This is a genomic window from Armatimonas sp. (assembly GCF_043760365.1).
Lineage (GTDB): Bacteria > Armatimonadota > Armatimonadia > Armatimonadales > Armatimonadaceae > Armatimonas.
The window spans coordinates 1-13,665 of the sequence record NZ_JAYUPA010000488.1 but is presented as its reverse complement, the minus strand read 5'-3'; the positions used below and the strand labels follow the sequence as shown (position 1 = coordinate 13,665).

At 57.2% G+C, this 13,665-nt stretch carries 14 protein-coding genes; 8 read left to right on the top strand and 6 right to left on the bottom strand.

What is annotated here, in order from left to right; genetic code table 11:
- The 4 genes from ACH2EH_RS11510 to ACH2EH_RS11495 all read left to right on the top strand — a co-directional run.
- A partial coding sequence (locus ACH2EH_RS11510; protein WP_395141785.1) for a DUF2199 domain-containing protein occupies positions 1–549 on the top strand: 549 nt, incomplete at its 5' end.
- Between the two features lie 23 nt (positions 550–572).
- Positions 573–1,814: a mandelate racemase/muconate lactonizing enzyme family protein gene (locus ACH2EH_RS11505; protein ID WP_395141783.1), complete on the top strand. Its 1,242-nt coding sequence runs from the start codon at positions 573–575 to the stop codon at positions 1,812–1,814.
- A gap of 14 nt (positions 1,815–1,828) precedes the next feature.
- A complete protein-coding gene (locus ACH2EH_RS11500; protein ID WP_395141781.1) occupies positions 1,829–2,641 on the top strand; it encodes an RraA family protein in 813 nt (270 codons plus the stop codon).
- A gap of 2 nt (positions 2,642–2,643) precedes the next feature.
- Positions 2,644–3,966 carry an MFS transporter gene (locus tag ACH2EH_RS11495; protein ID WP_395141779.1) on the top strand — a complete coding sequence of 441 codons (1,323 nt, stop codon included), beginning with the start codon at positions 2,644–2,646 and terminating at the stop codon, positions 3,964–3,966.
- Here ACH2EH_RS11495 and ACH2EH_RS11490 read toward each other — a convergent pair.
- On the bottom strand, positions 3,963–4,880 hold the full coding sequence (locus ACH2EH_RS11490) for an aldo/keto reductase family oxidoreductase (RefSeq protein WP_395141787.1): 918 nt from the start codon (positions 4,878–4,880) through the stop codon (positions 3,963–3,965). The two genes, ACH2EH_RS11495 and ACH2EH_RS11490, sit on opposite strands and share 4 nt — an antisense overlap.
- A 55-nt stretch (positions 4,881–4,935) precedes the next feature.
- Between ACH2EH_RS11490 and ACH2EH_RS11485 the strand changes: the two genes are divergently transcribed.
- The 4 genes from ACH2EH_RS11485 (at position 4,936) to ACH2EH_RS11470 (ending at position 9,541) form a co-directional block, all read left to right on the top strand.
- Positions 4,936–5,595: a hypothetical protein gene (locus tag ACH2EH_RS11485; RefSeq protein WP_395141777.1), complete on the top strand. Its 660-nt coding sequence runs from the start codon at positions 4,936–4,938 to the stop codon at positions 5,593–5,595.
- Between the two features lie 25 nt (positions 5,596–5,620).
- Entirely contained in the window at positions 5,621–5,860 is a 240-nt protein-coding gene (locus ACH2EH_RS11480; RefSeq protein ID WP_395141775.1) for a VF530 family DNA-binding protein, read from the top strand.
- Between the two features lie 328 nt (positions 5,861–6,188).
- Complete coding sequence (locus tag ACH2EH_RS11475; RefSeq protein WP_395141773.1) at positions 6,189–8,945, top strand: cation-translocating P-type ATPase; 2,757 nt, start codon at positions 6,189–6,191, stop codon at positions 8,943–8,945.
- Entirely contained in the window at positions 8,939–9,541 is a 603-nt protein-coding gene (locus tag ACH2EH_RS11470; RefSeq protein WP_395141771.1) for a DedA family protein, read from the top strand. The genes ACH2EH_RS11475 and ACH2EH_RS11470 overlap by 7 nt, the downstream gene beginning before the upstream one ends.
- Before the next feature lie 97 nt (positions 9,542–9,638).
- On the opposite strand, the gene ACH2EH_RS11465 is transcribed toward ACH2EH_RS11470, so the two are convergent.
- The 5 genes from ACH2EH_RS11465 to ACH2EH_RS11445 form a co-directional block, all read right to left on the bottom strand.
- Entirely contained in the window at positions 9,639–10,541 is a 903-nt protein-coding gene (locus tag ACH2EH_RS11465) for a diacylglycerol/lipid kinase family protein (RefSeq protein ID WP_395141770.1), read from the bottom strand.
- Positions 10,542–10,551: 10 nt separating this feature from the next.
- Positions 10,552–11,451, bottom strand: coding sequence for a phosphatidate cytidylyltransferase (locus ACH2EH_RS11460; RefSeq protein ID WP_395141769.1), 900 nt, complete (start codon positions 11,449–11,451; stop codon positions 10,552–10,554).
- Complete coding sequence (locus tag ACH2EH_RS11455; protein WP_395141767.1) at positions 11,429–12,277, bottom strand: endonuclease/exonuclease/phosphatase family protein; 849 nt, start codon at positions 12,275–12,277, stop codon at positions 11,429–11,431. The genes ACH2EH_RS11460 and ACH2EH_RS11455 overlap by 23 nt, the downstream gene beginning before the upstream one ends.
- The gene (locus tag ACH2EH_RS11450) at positions 12,268–13,095 is read right to left on the bottom strand and encodes a nucleotidyltransferase family protein (protein WP_395141765.1); all 828 of its coding nucleotides are present in this window, start codon (positions 13,093–13,095) and stop codon (positions 12,268–12,270) included. Before ACH2EH_RS11450 ends, ACH2EH_RS11455 begins: the two co-directional genes overlap by 10 nt.
- The coding region (locus ACH2EH_RS11445) for a PRC-barrel domain containing protein (protein WP_395141763.1) at positions 13,082–13,665 on the bottom strand (584 nt) is incomplete at its 5' end. The genes ACH2EH_RS11450 and ACH2EH_RS11445, both read right to left, overlap by 14 nt.

Sequence of the window (13,665 nt, the reverse complement as noted above, 5' to 3'; positions counted from 1 at the left end):
CCTGAAATAATTTGCTATACTGTGAGCATGAGTAGCCAGAGCGATTACACGGGAATGCAGAAGTGTGCGGACTGTGGGCAGTGGCATCCGCTGGAGCTACTGGAGCCGATCTTCCGCTGGCCCGACGACGTGGCGCGGGTTCCTAAAACGGCGTGGAGCTACCGGGTCAAGGCCAACGAGGACATGTGTATTTTGGACGCCAGGCGGCACTTCATCCGCTGCGTGCTGCCCTTCGTTGTCCATGACCGTGACCAGAACTTCGCTATTGGGTGCTGGGCTGAGGTAAGCAAGGCGGACTTCGCGGCGATTGGGAAGCTCTGGCGCGATGAAGACCAGGGTAGTGCACCGCCCTTTGACGCAGTCATTAGCAATGCGCTCCCCAACATGCCCGATATGCGTGGCCTACCCGCCCTGCTCCAGCTACGCAGCCTCAGCCTGCGCCCCGCACTCACCCTCACCGACACGCAGCACCCGCTCTTTGCCGACCAGCGCGACGGCATTAAAGGGCATCGTGTCTTCGTCCTTCAGGGGCAAGCCACTCCCCCATAGCACACTGACGAAGGGAAATAATAATGAAATCACTGAAGATCACGGACCTGCGTGTCGCGGTTATTACCAGAGCACCGATGACCTGCCCTTTGATTCGTATAGACACCAATCAAGAGGGGCTGTATGGTCTGGGCGAGGTGCGCGACGGTGCGAGTAAAACCTATGCGCTGATGCTCAAGAGCCGCCTCTTGGGGGACAACCCCCTGGATGTGGACCGCCTCTTTCGCAAGCTCAAGCAGTTTGGGCACCATGCGCGGCAGGCTGGTGGTGTCTGCGCGGTCGAGATGGCGCTCTGGGATATTGTGGGGAAGTACTACGGTGTCCCGGTCTATCAGCTACTCGGGGGCAAGTTCCGCGACAAAGTCCGTGTCTACGCCGACACGGATCTCGACCCCGACCCGGCAGTGACCGCGCAGCGCCTGAAGCGGCGGATGGACCAGGGGTTCACGTTTCTGAAGATGGACTTCATCCGAGGAAACCGCGAAAAAGGAACTCTCGAAACGCTCTATGGGAGCCCGCCGCTCCCGCCCCACCTGACGCTTCGAGATGTCTCCAACACCCAGCACATGTTCACGGGAATGGAGATCAGCGACGCGGGAATTGCGCAGTGTGTGGAGTACATGGCGGAGGTGCGACGGCTGGTCGGCTGGGAGATTCCCCTGGCAGCGGATCACTTCGGGCATATCGGCGTGAGCTCCTGCATCCGCCTGGGCCGTGCGCTGGAACCGTTTCAGCTGGCGTGGCTAGAGGATCTGATCCCCTGGCAGTACACGGCTCTCTGGAAACGCATCACCGATGCCGTCCAGCTTCCGACCTGCACCGGCGAGGACATCTACTTGAAAGAGGGATTTATCGAGCTCTGTCGCCATAGCGCAGTGGACATTATCCACCCGGATCTCGCGACCTCCGGAGGGATTCTGGAGACCAAGAAGATTGGGGATGCGGCGCAGGAGTTCGGCATCCCGATGGCGATGCACTTTGCCGGGACTCCCGTCTCGTGCATGGCGAATGTTCACTGCGCGGCGGCCACGGAGAACTTTCTGGTGCTGGAGAACCACTCGGTGGATGTTCCCTGGTGGGACGACCTCGTGGAGGGCATCAGCAAGCCGATTGTCGAGAACGGCTTTATCAAAGTCCCCGATACGCCGGGGCTGGGCATCACGCTCAAAGACGAGGTCGCGATCCAGCACCTGCTGGATGAGCGCTACTTCGAGCCAACGCCCGAGTGGGACGACGAAAGCTCCGCCGACCGGCTCTGGAGCTAAGAGGAAAACAAGCAATGTGGCTGAATCGTTACGAAGATATCGTACACTTAACCCGACTGAACCCGTTTGAGCGGTTCCCAGATGGCCGTCCACGTGTGCCAGATGACCTCTTGCGGCGCATGAAACTGGTGACGGTCGAGGAGGCATGGGGCGTGATGAAAGGCCACGGCTACAAGTTCCAGTACGAGGGCAACTGGCTCAATGTCCACCCGGAGCGCGTGCTGGTTGGGCGAGCGGTCACGGCATCGTATGTCCACACCCGCCCCGATCTGCACGCCGTGGTTCAGGAGTGGGGAACCGAGCAAGGCCGTATTGGGCTACACAACTCGTTTGTGATCGACACACTGGTCGAAGGCGATGTGATTGTAGTGGATCTCTTTGGCAAGATAAAAGAGGGAACGTTTGCAGGCGACAACCTGGGAACGGCTATCGCCAACCGCTCCAAGACCGGCATGGTGATCCACGGGGGCATCCGCGACTTGGCGGGCCTCCAAAAGATCCCCGACATCTCGATTTTTGTACGGGGGGTAGACGCCTCCGGAATCGCCGATGTGACCCTGAACAGCATGAACGGAGCGATTCGGATCGGGGAGGCGACTGTGTTGCCGGGTGATGTCGTGCTGGGGTCTTGCTCAGGCGTGGTCTTTATCCCGCCGCATTTAGTGCAGGAAGTGGTCGAGCGCTCGGAGAAGATCCGCTGCGAGGACGAGTGGGGACAAATGCGCATCCGGGAAGGCAAGTACACGTCGGGAGAAGTGGATGGCAACTGGACCGATGCGATGCGCGCCGACTTCGCCGCATGGTTTGAGAAGAGGAGTAAAGAATAACGATGTTTGATGCAAACTCGGAGGACTCAAAAGCGTTGGAGAAGGCCGTTATTGGCAAGATCATGACGCGTCTGATCCCATTTCTGGCAATTCTGTATGTGTTCTGCCTGCTGGACAGGGGCAATGTCAGTATTGCCGCCCTCACCATGCAAAAAGACCTTCACTTCAGCGACAAGGTCTACGGGATGGGGGCGGGGATTTTCTTTATCGGCTACTTTCTCTTTGAGGTGCCTTCTAATCTGATCATGGAGCGTGTCGGGGCGCGCAAATGGATCGCGCGGATCATGGTGACTTGGGGCCTGATCTCCGCCTGCATGATGTTCGTCAAGAGTCCTGCCAGCTTCTACTCGCTGCGCTTTCTGCTCGGGCTGGCCGAGGCCGGTTTCTATCCGGGGGTCTTGCTGTATCTGACCTACTGGGTTCCCGCCGCGCTCCGGGCACGGGTGATCTCCCGTTTTCTCGCATTGACGGCGATCCTGGGGCTTTTTGGTGGGCCGCTGGGTGGCCTGCTGCTCAAGCTGCACGGCTGGCATGGGCTGATGGGCTGGCAGTGGCTTTTCTTGATCGAGGGGATCCCGTCGGTTCTGCTGAGCCTAGCCGTTCTGCGCTTTCTGCCCGACACTCCCCAAAAAGCCCCCTGGCTGACCGAGCCGGAAAAACAGTGGCTCGCCAATCAGCTGGAGCACGACACCCAGACCCAGCACCGCGTTCCGCATCTGAGCTGGCGCAAAGCGCTCACCGATCCGCGCGTCCTGCACCTCTGTCTGATTTTCATTCTGACATCCACCGCCGGGAACGCAATCGGATTTTTTGGCCCACAGCTTCTCAAGGCACGAAGTGGCGGGATCTGGACAGATTCGTTCGTGGCCACCATCGGCGTGATCCCCGCAATTGTCGGCGCGATCTCCATGCTGCTGGCATCGCACCACTCCGATAGAACCGGCCGCCGTCGCCTGCATGTGGTTGCTGGGTACTCCATTGCGAGCCTAGGTTTTTTGCTATGTGTCTTCATGCCCACGGCTTCGGGCGTGATTGTGGCGCTCGCGATAACAGCACTGGGCGAGCGGATCGCAGCGGGCTCGTACTGGGCAGTGACAACCAACCTGCTGGGTGCGGGGGCCGCAGCAGGCGGGCTGGCCTTCATCAACTCCGTAGGAAACCTGGGAGGATTTATCGGGCCGTTTGTGATGGGCGAGCTGAAGACCCGCAACGGAGGCGCGTTCTGGCCCGGTCTCTACACCGCATCCGGCCTGATGCTCACGGCATCAATCCTAGCGTACCTCACCTTAAAACAGCCTCCAGCACCAGAGCGCAAAGACACTTAGGGGAGCGTATTGCCAGCGGCCCGGTAGATCTCGTACCACTGTGGTCTGGTAAGCGCGACCCCTGAGGCAAGCGCCACCTGCTTGACGCGCTCTGGGCTGGTGGTACCGACGACGGGCTGTATCTTCGCCGGGTGGCGCAGAATCCAGGCGATTGCCATCGTGGTCGCGGTGACATTGAAACTCTCAGCCATCACGTCTAACACTTCGTTGAGCTTGGGGAACTTGGGGTTGCCTAAGAAAGTCCCCTCAAAGAAGCCGTGCTGAAACGGAGACCAAGCTTGGACCGTGATCTTCTTAAGGCGGCAGTAGTCCAGAATTCCCCCATCACGGTCTATCGAGCGGGGAATCTCCATATTAACATTTAATCCATGGTCAACCATGCCCGTATTGGTAATGCTGAACTGGAGCTGGTTTGCCTCGAGCTTCATCGGAAGGCTGGCCTGAAGCAGCTCGATCTGACTGGGATTGTGGTTGCTCACGCCAAAATAGTGCACCTTGCCACTTTGCTTGAGCTGGTCAAAGGCCTCCGCCACTTCCTCTGGCTCGACAAGCGCATCCGGACGGTGGAGCAGCAGAACGTCCAGGTAGTCTGTGTCGAGCCGCGTGAGAATCTTGTCCACAGAGTCGAGAATGTGCTGCTTGGAGAAGTCAAAGAACCCGCTACGAATGCCGCACTTGCTCTGCAGAAGTAGCTGGCTTCGCTCCAAACCCAGTCGTTTTAAGGACTGGGAAAATACCTCCTCGCTCTTGCCTCCGCCATAGATATCAGCGTGGTCGTAGAAGTTGATCCCAGATTCCCAGGCGGTGCTCACCAGAGCATCTACAGCGGCGGGTGCCATCCCGGCAATACGCATACACCCCAGAGAGATCTCGGAAGCGTTTAGTGAGCTGGTTCCGATAGGCAGCGTTTTCATCGTCATGTTTGTAGTATACTCTCTTCATGTGCGGGTTAGAATTCGGGGAGGCAATGTGATCAAAATTCGTTCGTGGCATGTGGCTATCGCATCGGTCGCACTCATAACGGCTACCATCTGCCTGTCGCGCCCCGCGACGGTTTCGGCGCAGGCACAGCAAGCCCAAGAAACCTCAAAAGTACAGCAGTTTGTGCTGTTTGATGTGACGTTTCCATTTTCTAAAATGGATGCGGACAGCTCCACGCCCAGCAAGTCGCACTACTACGTCCGGGGAAAGGCAGTCAACCCCAAGAGGCCGCTTGACTGGACAAGTCCCGTTGACTACCGAAATGGCACTGTCCATATCCGAACGGAGGTACTAGAGCGGCCAACGAGCGGCGAGGCCACCCAGTGGAGCCTTTGCTACATTCCTAATCGCGGCCAGGGCAATGGCTACGGCTGCACCGGGACGGATCGCTACACAGAGAAGGGCGTCTACGAAAAAGATGTCTCGATGAAATCGTTCTGGGAGAATAACGCTATTATCTGGAGCGAGGGAATCAAGCAGATGGATCTCGTGATGAAGGATAAAGATGGCAATAAAACGCACACCCGAACCGATCCCGAGGAGTTCTTCCCGACTCGCGTTCGTATCACGATGATCCAGGTGGCGGCGGGCGCAAAGTACAATCCCAAGCTGGTTCCCAACCTCCCCGAGAACAAAATAGCGAACTGAATAAGTAGCTATGGAGAAGCGTACGATGACACCACCACCACAGACTCCCTCGCCCCATGCCCTGCTTCACGGCATCACCCTAGAGCGCATGATGAATGAACTGGTGGAACATTTTGGGTGGGAAGCCCTCGCGGGGCGTATTAACCTGCGCTGCTTCGCGCTCGATCCCAGTGTCAGTTCCAGCCTCAAGTTCTTGCGGAAAACCCCGTGGGCACGGGAAAAAGTGGAAACCCTCTATCTTCATATGCGACACACGATTGGATAGATTTGGGTTACCACACGCAATTCACCAAGACTCAATTCACCAAGGCCACGCCCCTGTTCAGTTTACTAAATATTTCTGCCAGCTAACGCTCCCCGATGCAAGCTCATCAGATTGTCCTGCCTGGAACATGACAGAGAAAAAGAAACCTGTGCCAGAACGAGATTATTGCGATACTGTAGACCAAGCGTTTACCTGGCCACTTTCCCTGAGTGAGCAAGCGCACGGAGCACAGGCGCTACGTCGAGCTACACAGCGAGGACATGCCCGAGATCAGCTGCGGGTGCTGACCTAGCGAAAGCGAGAAGAAGTGAGCGAGAAAATAGAACACGTGGTAGACGTCGGACAGACGTGGCATGTGCTCACGATTGATGCGGTCAAGAACCACCTGCAAACAGATACGACGCAGGGGCTGACTCAGGTCGAGGCAGCGCGGCGACTGACACAGTATGGCCCCAATTCTCTGGTGCAGGCTCGTGGACGTTCGACATTTGCGATTCTCTTTGCACAGTTTCGTAGCCTGATTGTCGCCTTGCTCGTTGCTGCCACCGGAATTGCTTTCCTCATGGGCGATCGTGTTGAGGCAATCACCATCCTGGTTGTTATTGTCCTCAATGCGGGTATCGGCTTCTTTACCGAGTGGCGGGCGGAGCAGGCCCTCACCGCTCTACAAAAACAGTCGGTGCGGAACGCGCATGTCGTTCGAGGCGGCATACAGAGTGAGATTCCCGCATCGGAGCTGGTGCCGGGCGATCTCATTATCCTTGCGGAGGGAACACGTGTCCCCGCCGATGGCCGTATTATCGAGAGTGTGCGGCTACAAATTGAGGAAGCAGCCCTCACCGGTGAGTCGCTCGCGGTGACGAAAACACCGGAGCCCCTCCAGGAATCGGGTGCCGCTCTTGGGGATCGTCTGAACATGGCCTTTCTAGGAACCACGATCACAGCCGGGCGTGGACAGCTACTGGTCACCGCCACAGGAGCACAATCCGAAGTGGGTAAAATTGGTGTCCTGATTGATGAAGCTATCACCCGGGCAACCCCACTGGAACAAAAGCTATCTCGACTTGGCCATCTCCTCATTGTCGTGGTGCTGGCACTGTGTACCGTGATCGTAGCGGCGGGCTGGCTCCGTGGTATCACCGACTTCTGGCACATGCTGGAGATCGGTCTCTCGCTTGCCATTGCTGCCGTCCCGGAAGGGTTACCCGCCGTGACCACGATGACACTGGCAATGGGTATGCAGCGCATGGCAAAGATGCGTGCGCTTGTCCGTCGGCTCCCTGCCGTGGAGACCCTGGGCTCTGTTACTATCATCTGTACCGACAAGACCGGGACCCTCACCAAGAACGAGATGACGGTATGTGTTTATGTGCTGGATCAGAAACGCGTCAACGTGACAGGAATAGGGTACGAGCCTGTAGGAGCCTTTCAGAAGGACGATAAACCCGTAGACCCGCGAGCAGACGAGGCGCTTGCGCTAGCCGTGCGCATCGGCGTGCTGTGCAACGATGCGAAAGTGGAGCGTACCGACGGCCACGAGAAGGTGCTGGGTGACCCCACGGAGGCGGCACTGATAATCGTGGGGGAGAAGGCAGCAATGAACTCCGCTGCACTTGCCGCTGATTTTCCACGCCTGAGTGAAGTGCCCTTTAGCAGTGCCAGTAAGCAAATGATCACCGTGCACCACACGCCAGCAGGCAAGACCGTCGCGTTCCTCAAAGGCTCACCTGGCACGCTGCTCGAAGCGAGCACGACTCAGATAAGTGCTTCAGCGACGAGCCCCACGACTCCCCTCACACCCGAGGATCGTCAGCGCTGGGAAGAGCAGAACCAAGAGCTGGCTAAGGCAACCTTGCGTGTGCTCGGTCTTGCGTATCGGGAGCTGCCAGAGGGCTATGGCGAGAGCGAGCTTTCGCGGGAGTTAACCTTCGTGGGCTTGGTTGGGATGCGCGATCCTCTGCGGGACGAGGCACGAGCTGCCATTGCCACCTGTCGCGAGGCGGGCATTCGCAGTGTGATGATCACGGGCGACCAACAGGCAACGGCGGCTGAAATTGCCCGGCAGCTAGAGATTGATCGTGATTTCGAGGGGCACCCTCTTCGCACGATTCATGGCCGCGAGCTGGCAGACTTGGATGCGGACGGCTGGAAACGTGTAGTGGCCGATACGGCTGTGTTTGCTCGCGTCTCCCCCGAGCATAAGCTACAGATTGTGAAAGCGTTTCAGGCGCAAGGGCACGTTGTCGCCATGACAGGCGATGGAGTAAACGATGCCCCCGCATTGAAGCAAGCGGACATCGGTATCGCAATGGGTATTCAGGGAACAGAGGTTGCCAAAGAGAACGCTGATATTGTCATTACTGATGATAACTTCGCCAGTATTGTCTTAGCGGTAGAGCAAGGCAGGGTTATCTACGGCAACATTCTTCGGTTTCTTCACTACCTCCTTTCCTGCAACCTATCCGAAATCCTCACCGTCTTTTTTGCTCTCATGATCGGCTGGCCGCTCCCGCTCGTCGCCCTACAAATCTTGTGGCTCAACCTCATCACCGATATTTTTCCTGCCTTTGCTTTAGCGCTGGAGCCATCTGCCCCGGGCGTTATGAAGCGGGCGCCACGCGATCCAAAGGAGCCACTGCTTACCGTGCCCTTCGTTTGGCTCATCACCTGGCAAGGGCTCTTACTCGCAGGCGTGACCCTCCTCGCCTTCGGGCTAGGAATGCGTTGGTACGGAAGCGAGGGCGCGGGCCTGCGCCATGCCAACACCTTGGCCTTCATGACACTGGCCCTCTCCCAAGTTTTCCACGCCTTCAGCGCACGCTCCCAGAACCGGTCTGTGTTCACCCGCCGCCTGTTTACCAACGGTTGGTTGTGGGCGGCAGTGCTGGTGTGCCTGATCCTCCAGGGAGCCGCCGTCTACGTGCCGCTCCTGCAAAAAATCCTTCATACCTCTTCCCCAATGGCTTCTGACTGGACAGTGATTCTCGGTTGTTCTCTTCTTCCAGTCGCTGTGGTGGAGTGTGTCAAGTTGCTCGCATCTCTTGTTGCGAGGCTGAAACCGTCAAAAGTAGTTGCCTCATGTTAGACGAGTGGTCAGGGCTGGCACGAACATACTTCATTCAGTATGGCTACGTGTTCGTCTTCGTCGCTCTCTTTTTGGAGAACGTCCTGTTTCTTGGAGCAATTATTCCTGGGGCAGTGGTTCTTATCCTGTGCGGCTCGCTCGCCCAAAAAGGAGAGGGATTTCCTTTCTCGTTGGTTCTTACCGGCTTCCTGGGAACGGTATCGGGCGATGTGGTCAGCTACACGATAGGGAAGAAAGTAGGCACTCGCTTGCTCCTTTCAAAGAAGTGGGGCAAGGGCCTTACGGCGATGAGCGAGCGAGTGCGTAATGAGCCGATGTTACTCATGTTCTGTCACTTTATTTCTTATCTGCGAATGTTTGTTCCTATAAGCGCAGGGATCAGCGGTGTTCCCTTTCGACGGTGGTTGCCGCTCGATGCGAGCGGCGCGGCGCTCTGGGTAGCCTCGCACATCTCAGTTGGCTACTTTCTTTCGCTATCCGAAGCCTCCGTTTACATGAAACAAATCGCAGTGGCGGTTCTTGCCTTGTTAGTGTTGTCCATAGGTGTCCGCACTTTCCTCATGCGTCGGCGCGTGGAGCCCCCCCTAGAAAAGTGAATAATACGTCTCCTTCTCTGCGGGCTCGGCCCGCTTCGCGCGGAGCGCGGCCCAGAGATGGCCTTTCAGGCCATCGAAGGGGATTCGTGAAAAAGCCTCAAGCAGTAAGAGTTTTTATATGCAGTGCGTGAGAATTGATAGTGAAATTGGCCGGTGTGGTTATACTGAGATCACCATCACTCTGTAGGAGAAATGGTTGGTCAGACTCTAGCCGAATTTCCTTGCCTTGGTAGATCCAGATATTGTCACTTTGGGCATGCCTCCCCAGTGCGGCATCGGCGAGCTGGGGAAGAAAAGCGGCATTGCGGACGCTGGCGGGCAAAATGGGAGCCGTGAAAATCGCAATGTCTAGGAGGCCATCCTCAAGGCTGGCAGCGGGAAGTAGCTTTAGATCCCCACCATAGAGAGAGGTATTCCCAACGGCAAAGAGAAAGATATCGGTCTCAGGAAGCATAACGCCATCTATGGTGATACGAACCGTCGGGGGCGTGAAGGTGGCGAGCGCACCAAAGGCGGCAAAGGCATAGGCGGTCGCACCGACGGCGTTCTTGAGGTCCGCATTGACCTGGCTTACGGTGGCGCTATCTACGCCACCGGAGCACATCAGCAGAAAGATGGAATCGTTGCAGACCCCAACATCAATGCAGCGCGTGTATGCCCCAAGCCCAATATCAATGGTGGTCGCAGGGTCTAGCGCGTAGATACCCAGCTCCCGCGCCAAGACATTCACCGTGCCCATTGGCAAGATCGCCAGAGGGACTTCCGTATTTATCAGTGCCTGGGCAACGGCACGCACGGTTCCATCGCCCCCTGCCACAAAGATCAGCTCAGCATCGGGAATCAATGCCGTCGCCAGCGCCGTGATGTCCTCACTAGGCCGCACGACGACCTCAGTCCAGCACCCCACCTGCTCACCGAGGTGTCTTCGGGCACTATCCAACCAGGAGTGGCTGCGACTGGAGCCGCCTGACGTGGGGTTCGAAAGAAGAAAGATCCCCATAATAGACGCTTTAATACCATGGCCCGGACGTCGTGACGACTAAAACGACTACCGGAGCCGTAAAGAGGAGGCTGTCGAAGCGATCCAAGATACCACCGTGGCCAGGCAGCAGCGAGCCAAAGTCCTTGATGCCAATCTCCCGCTTGAGCGCGGACTTAAAGAGATCCCCCAGCGGTCCCAAAATCCCGGCGAGCACTCCGACAAGAAGACCAAAGGTAAGAGAGCCCAACAGAAGAGAGCCTGTGATGCCCCCGATCAAAAGGCTCGCGGCCATTCCACCAAGCAGCCCTTCCGTGGTCTTCTTTTGCGAGAGCCCTTCCGCGAGCTTATGCTTACCTAACCTGCGCCCCACAAAAAACGCCGCGCTATCGCCTGCCATCGTGCAGGCTGCGGTGACCAGAACCAGGAGCGCTCCATGATCGAGCCTCGGCAGGACGCCAACGGGGCCGTGCCAGGAGCAAACACGCAGGAGCGCGATGCCTCCAAAAAGCGAGATATAGGCTCCGCAGAGCAGCCCGTAGGCGAGGTTTTTCCCGGTGTGGATCTTACTCGTGTGCGAGGCAACAGCCGTCTCCCAAAGGCTAGCCATAATGAGAACACACGCCAGTGTGAGCAAGAGTGGCAGAGACGCGACAAAGCCTCCTCCATTCACACCAAGTGTGGGACGCAGTAGAAAGACACCACCGGGTAGGAGAGCTCCCAAAAGCGTGAGAAGGACATTGGGATAGATCTCACGCTGCGCATAGGCCCGCTGAAGCTCGGAGCGCCCAATCAGAGCGAGTAACACGGTGAAGACAGCAAAAGGCAGCGCTCCCCATAAACAGACTCCGATGAGAATCGGCATGCCCACGGCGGCGGTGAGAAGACGCTGCATAAGCGACGAGAGCTTAGGGTGCAATGTGATCCCCAAGCTCTCCAAACTCTCCAAACTCCCCAAGCACGGGATAGTGATCCGAGGGATAGAAACGGCCCTGGTGGTGTGTGACCGTTGCGACCCGCGCCACAGAAAGAGTGGGACGAAATAAGATGCGATCTAGCCTTCCCATCCACCGAACGCGTCCGGTTCCGCCGTGGTAGGTGCCCTCCGGCCCCACACGCTCACTTGCCACCTGCCAGGCATCTATTAAAGAGGGATGTGCGTCGGGCTTGAGCTGCGTGCCTAGGTGCGCATAGGCTTTGGAGCGAGGCGAGGCATTGAAGTCCCCCATCAGGAGCTGGAGATTACCATCCCAGTACAGATCCAGCATCTGGCGCAAGATCCGCACGGAGCGCAGGGGAGCCCAAGGCAGAAAGTCTAAATGCGCATTGTAGACCGTGAGGATTTTCCGGGTTGCTCTTTCTCTGAGGCGAACCCAGTTTACGACGCGCGGTAGCCAGGTGCCCACGAGGATGCTTCCGGGGATATGCGGACGGTGGGAGAGCCAGAACGCGCTCAGCTCCAGTGCCTCGAAGCGTACCGTGCGGTAGAGAATCACACAGTGCTCCCCCTGACGGGTGCCTCGGAGCAATACACGAGGCAAGCGCGTCGGGCCACTCTCAGGCCCTATGACAACGGTAAAGTCCGGCAGGGCAGCCTGTATGTCGTGAATCTGAGGGGCAGTCGCCTCTTGAAGCGTAATAATATCGGCTCCAGAGCGCAGAACAGAGACGACGAGTGGCAGGCGTACGCTCCAAGAGCCTGCGGGATTTGTTGCGCCTGCATAGAGCAAGTTAAGCGTCATGACTTTTAAACCCATGACTCCTCAATTCTATCTCGGACGAAGGCGTAGTCATCGGGCTCGTCTACGTCAATGGAGATGCCAGGGTGCTCTATGAGAAGCGGCGTGATTTGGAATCCCAGCTGCTTTGAAGCAACCTGCGCCATCTGTGTAAGTGTCAGGCGATGAAAGATCTCCACACCAAACATATAGATAAACGCTAGTTTCCAGCCCAGCGCGAGGGTGGTTGCGATCGCGTTCTTGCGGCCCGCATAGAAGCGATTGATCTTCGCCTTAAGCGCAGGCTTGCGTAAGAGCTTGGGGCTTGCAATAAAGAGATTTCCGTGACAAATACTAATATCCCGGTAGCGATTGAATGGCTTCGTGAAGTGCGTGTAGGCCCCTGTGTAGCTCTTGCGTGGCACCACGGCGATTGCAAGATCCGAGGCCGAATAGGCATAGGCACAGAGAAAATCCTCAATCGCCGCCGCAGTGACGAGGGGTAGGTCGGCAGTGATAAACAAGACAGCAGGGGAAGCGGCAAAGTGCTCTAAACCGACGATAAGACTATCCAGAAACGTCACCCCACCTTCGATAATCGTCAGAGGCTTCTCGGGAAATAGAGGATCTTTCGAGAGTCGGCCTGCCAGCTCCTGCTCCAGAAGCTGGCGTGGCCCTTCGATACAGATACGGCGCACTGCGGGGACACCCTGGAGTGCATCGAGAACGTACTGAATCGAGGTGCGTCCGTGGTACATGATCAGTGCCTTGTACCCCGGAACATAGCCTTCAAAAAGTGAGACGCGGTTGATGCCACTAGCGAGCACCACCACATCTATCGCCTTAGAGCTTTGCATCGTAGTCCGCGAGCACCGTTTCGTAGTCCGGCGTTAGCTCAAGAGAATCGGTGAACTCGGGGGCACTCTGGATCTGAGACCGAAAGAGTGAGACATTGACTTTGGACTCGTCCCAGTAAATCTCCTGGATCCGCTGGGGCAGGAGTAGAACTTTCTTTCCGGGCCACCAGTTCCGGGTCGCGATAACCCAGTAGCGAATCGTCCAGGTGACGTCGTCCATTATAAAGTCCGCGACGTGCCCAATCTCACCGTCGAGCGACTGAACGTGGTAGCCCGTGACTTCCTTGGTGCTTCTCAGGTGTGGGTCCCAGGGCTTTGTCTCCTCGTCAGGTGCATACCAGGAGACAGGCCAGCCCAGAGCGTTGTAGTTGCCCTCCTCAGACTGCTTTGCCACAGGACGATCCGACATTGTCGTCGGGCTCTCCTCGATTTCTTTGCGTGTCAGAGTGGTGGTCAGTAGCTGACTACTCACTAAGACAGCGCCGATCTTAGACGGAGGAAGCAGAATCTGCCTGCCGGTGAACCAGTTGTCCGTGGGATCAAGCTTTTTTCCCGTGTCAACAACGGCGT

Bases quoted from the DNA above. Each gene is read 5' to 3' on its own strand.
- ACH2EH_RS11465 (WP_395141770.1), bottom strand. From the start codon at position 10,541: ATGGGGATCTTTCTTCTTTCGAACCCCACGTCAGGCGGCTCCAGTCGC.
- ACH2EH_RS11490 (WP_395141787.1), bottom strand. From the start codon at position 4,880: ATGAAAACGCTGCCTATCGGAACCAGCTCACTAAACGCTTCCGAGATC.
- ACH2EH_RS11450 (WP_395141765.1), bottom strand. From the start codon at position 13,095: ATGCAAAGCTCTAAGGCGATAGATGTGGTGGTGCTCGCTAGTGGCATC.
- ACH2EH_RS11455 (WP_395141767.1), bottom strand. From the start codon at position 12,277: ATGGGTTTAAAAGTCATGACGCTTAACTTGCTCTATGCAGGCGCAACA.
- ACH2EH_RS11505 (WP_395141783.1), top strand. From the start codon at position 573: ATGAAATCACTGAAGATCACGGACCTGCGTGTCGCGGTTATTACCAGA.
- ACH2EH_RS11480 (WP_395141775.1), top strand. From the start codon at position 5,621: ATGACACCACCACCACAGACTCCCTCGCCCCATGCCCTGCTTCACGGC.
- ACH2EH_RS11495 (WP_395141779.1), top strand. From the start codon at position 2,644: ATGTTTGATGCAAACTCGGAGGACTCAAAAGCGTTGGAGAAGGCCGTT.
- ACH2EH_RS11470 (WP_395141771.1), top strand. From the start codon at position 8,939: ATGTTAGACGAGTGGTCAGGGCTGGCACGAACATACTTCATTCAGTAT.
- ACH2EH_RS11500 (WP_395141781.1), top strand. From the start codon at position 1,829: ATGTGGCTGAATCGTTACGAAGATATCGTACACTTAACCCGACTGAAC.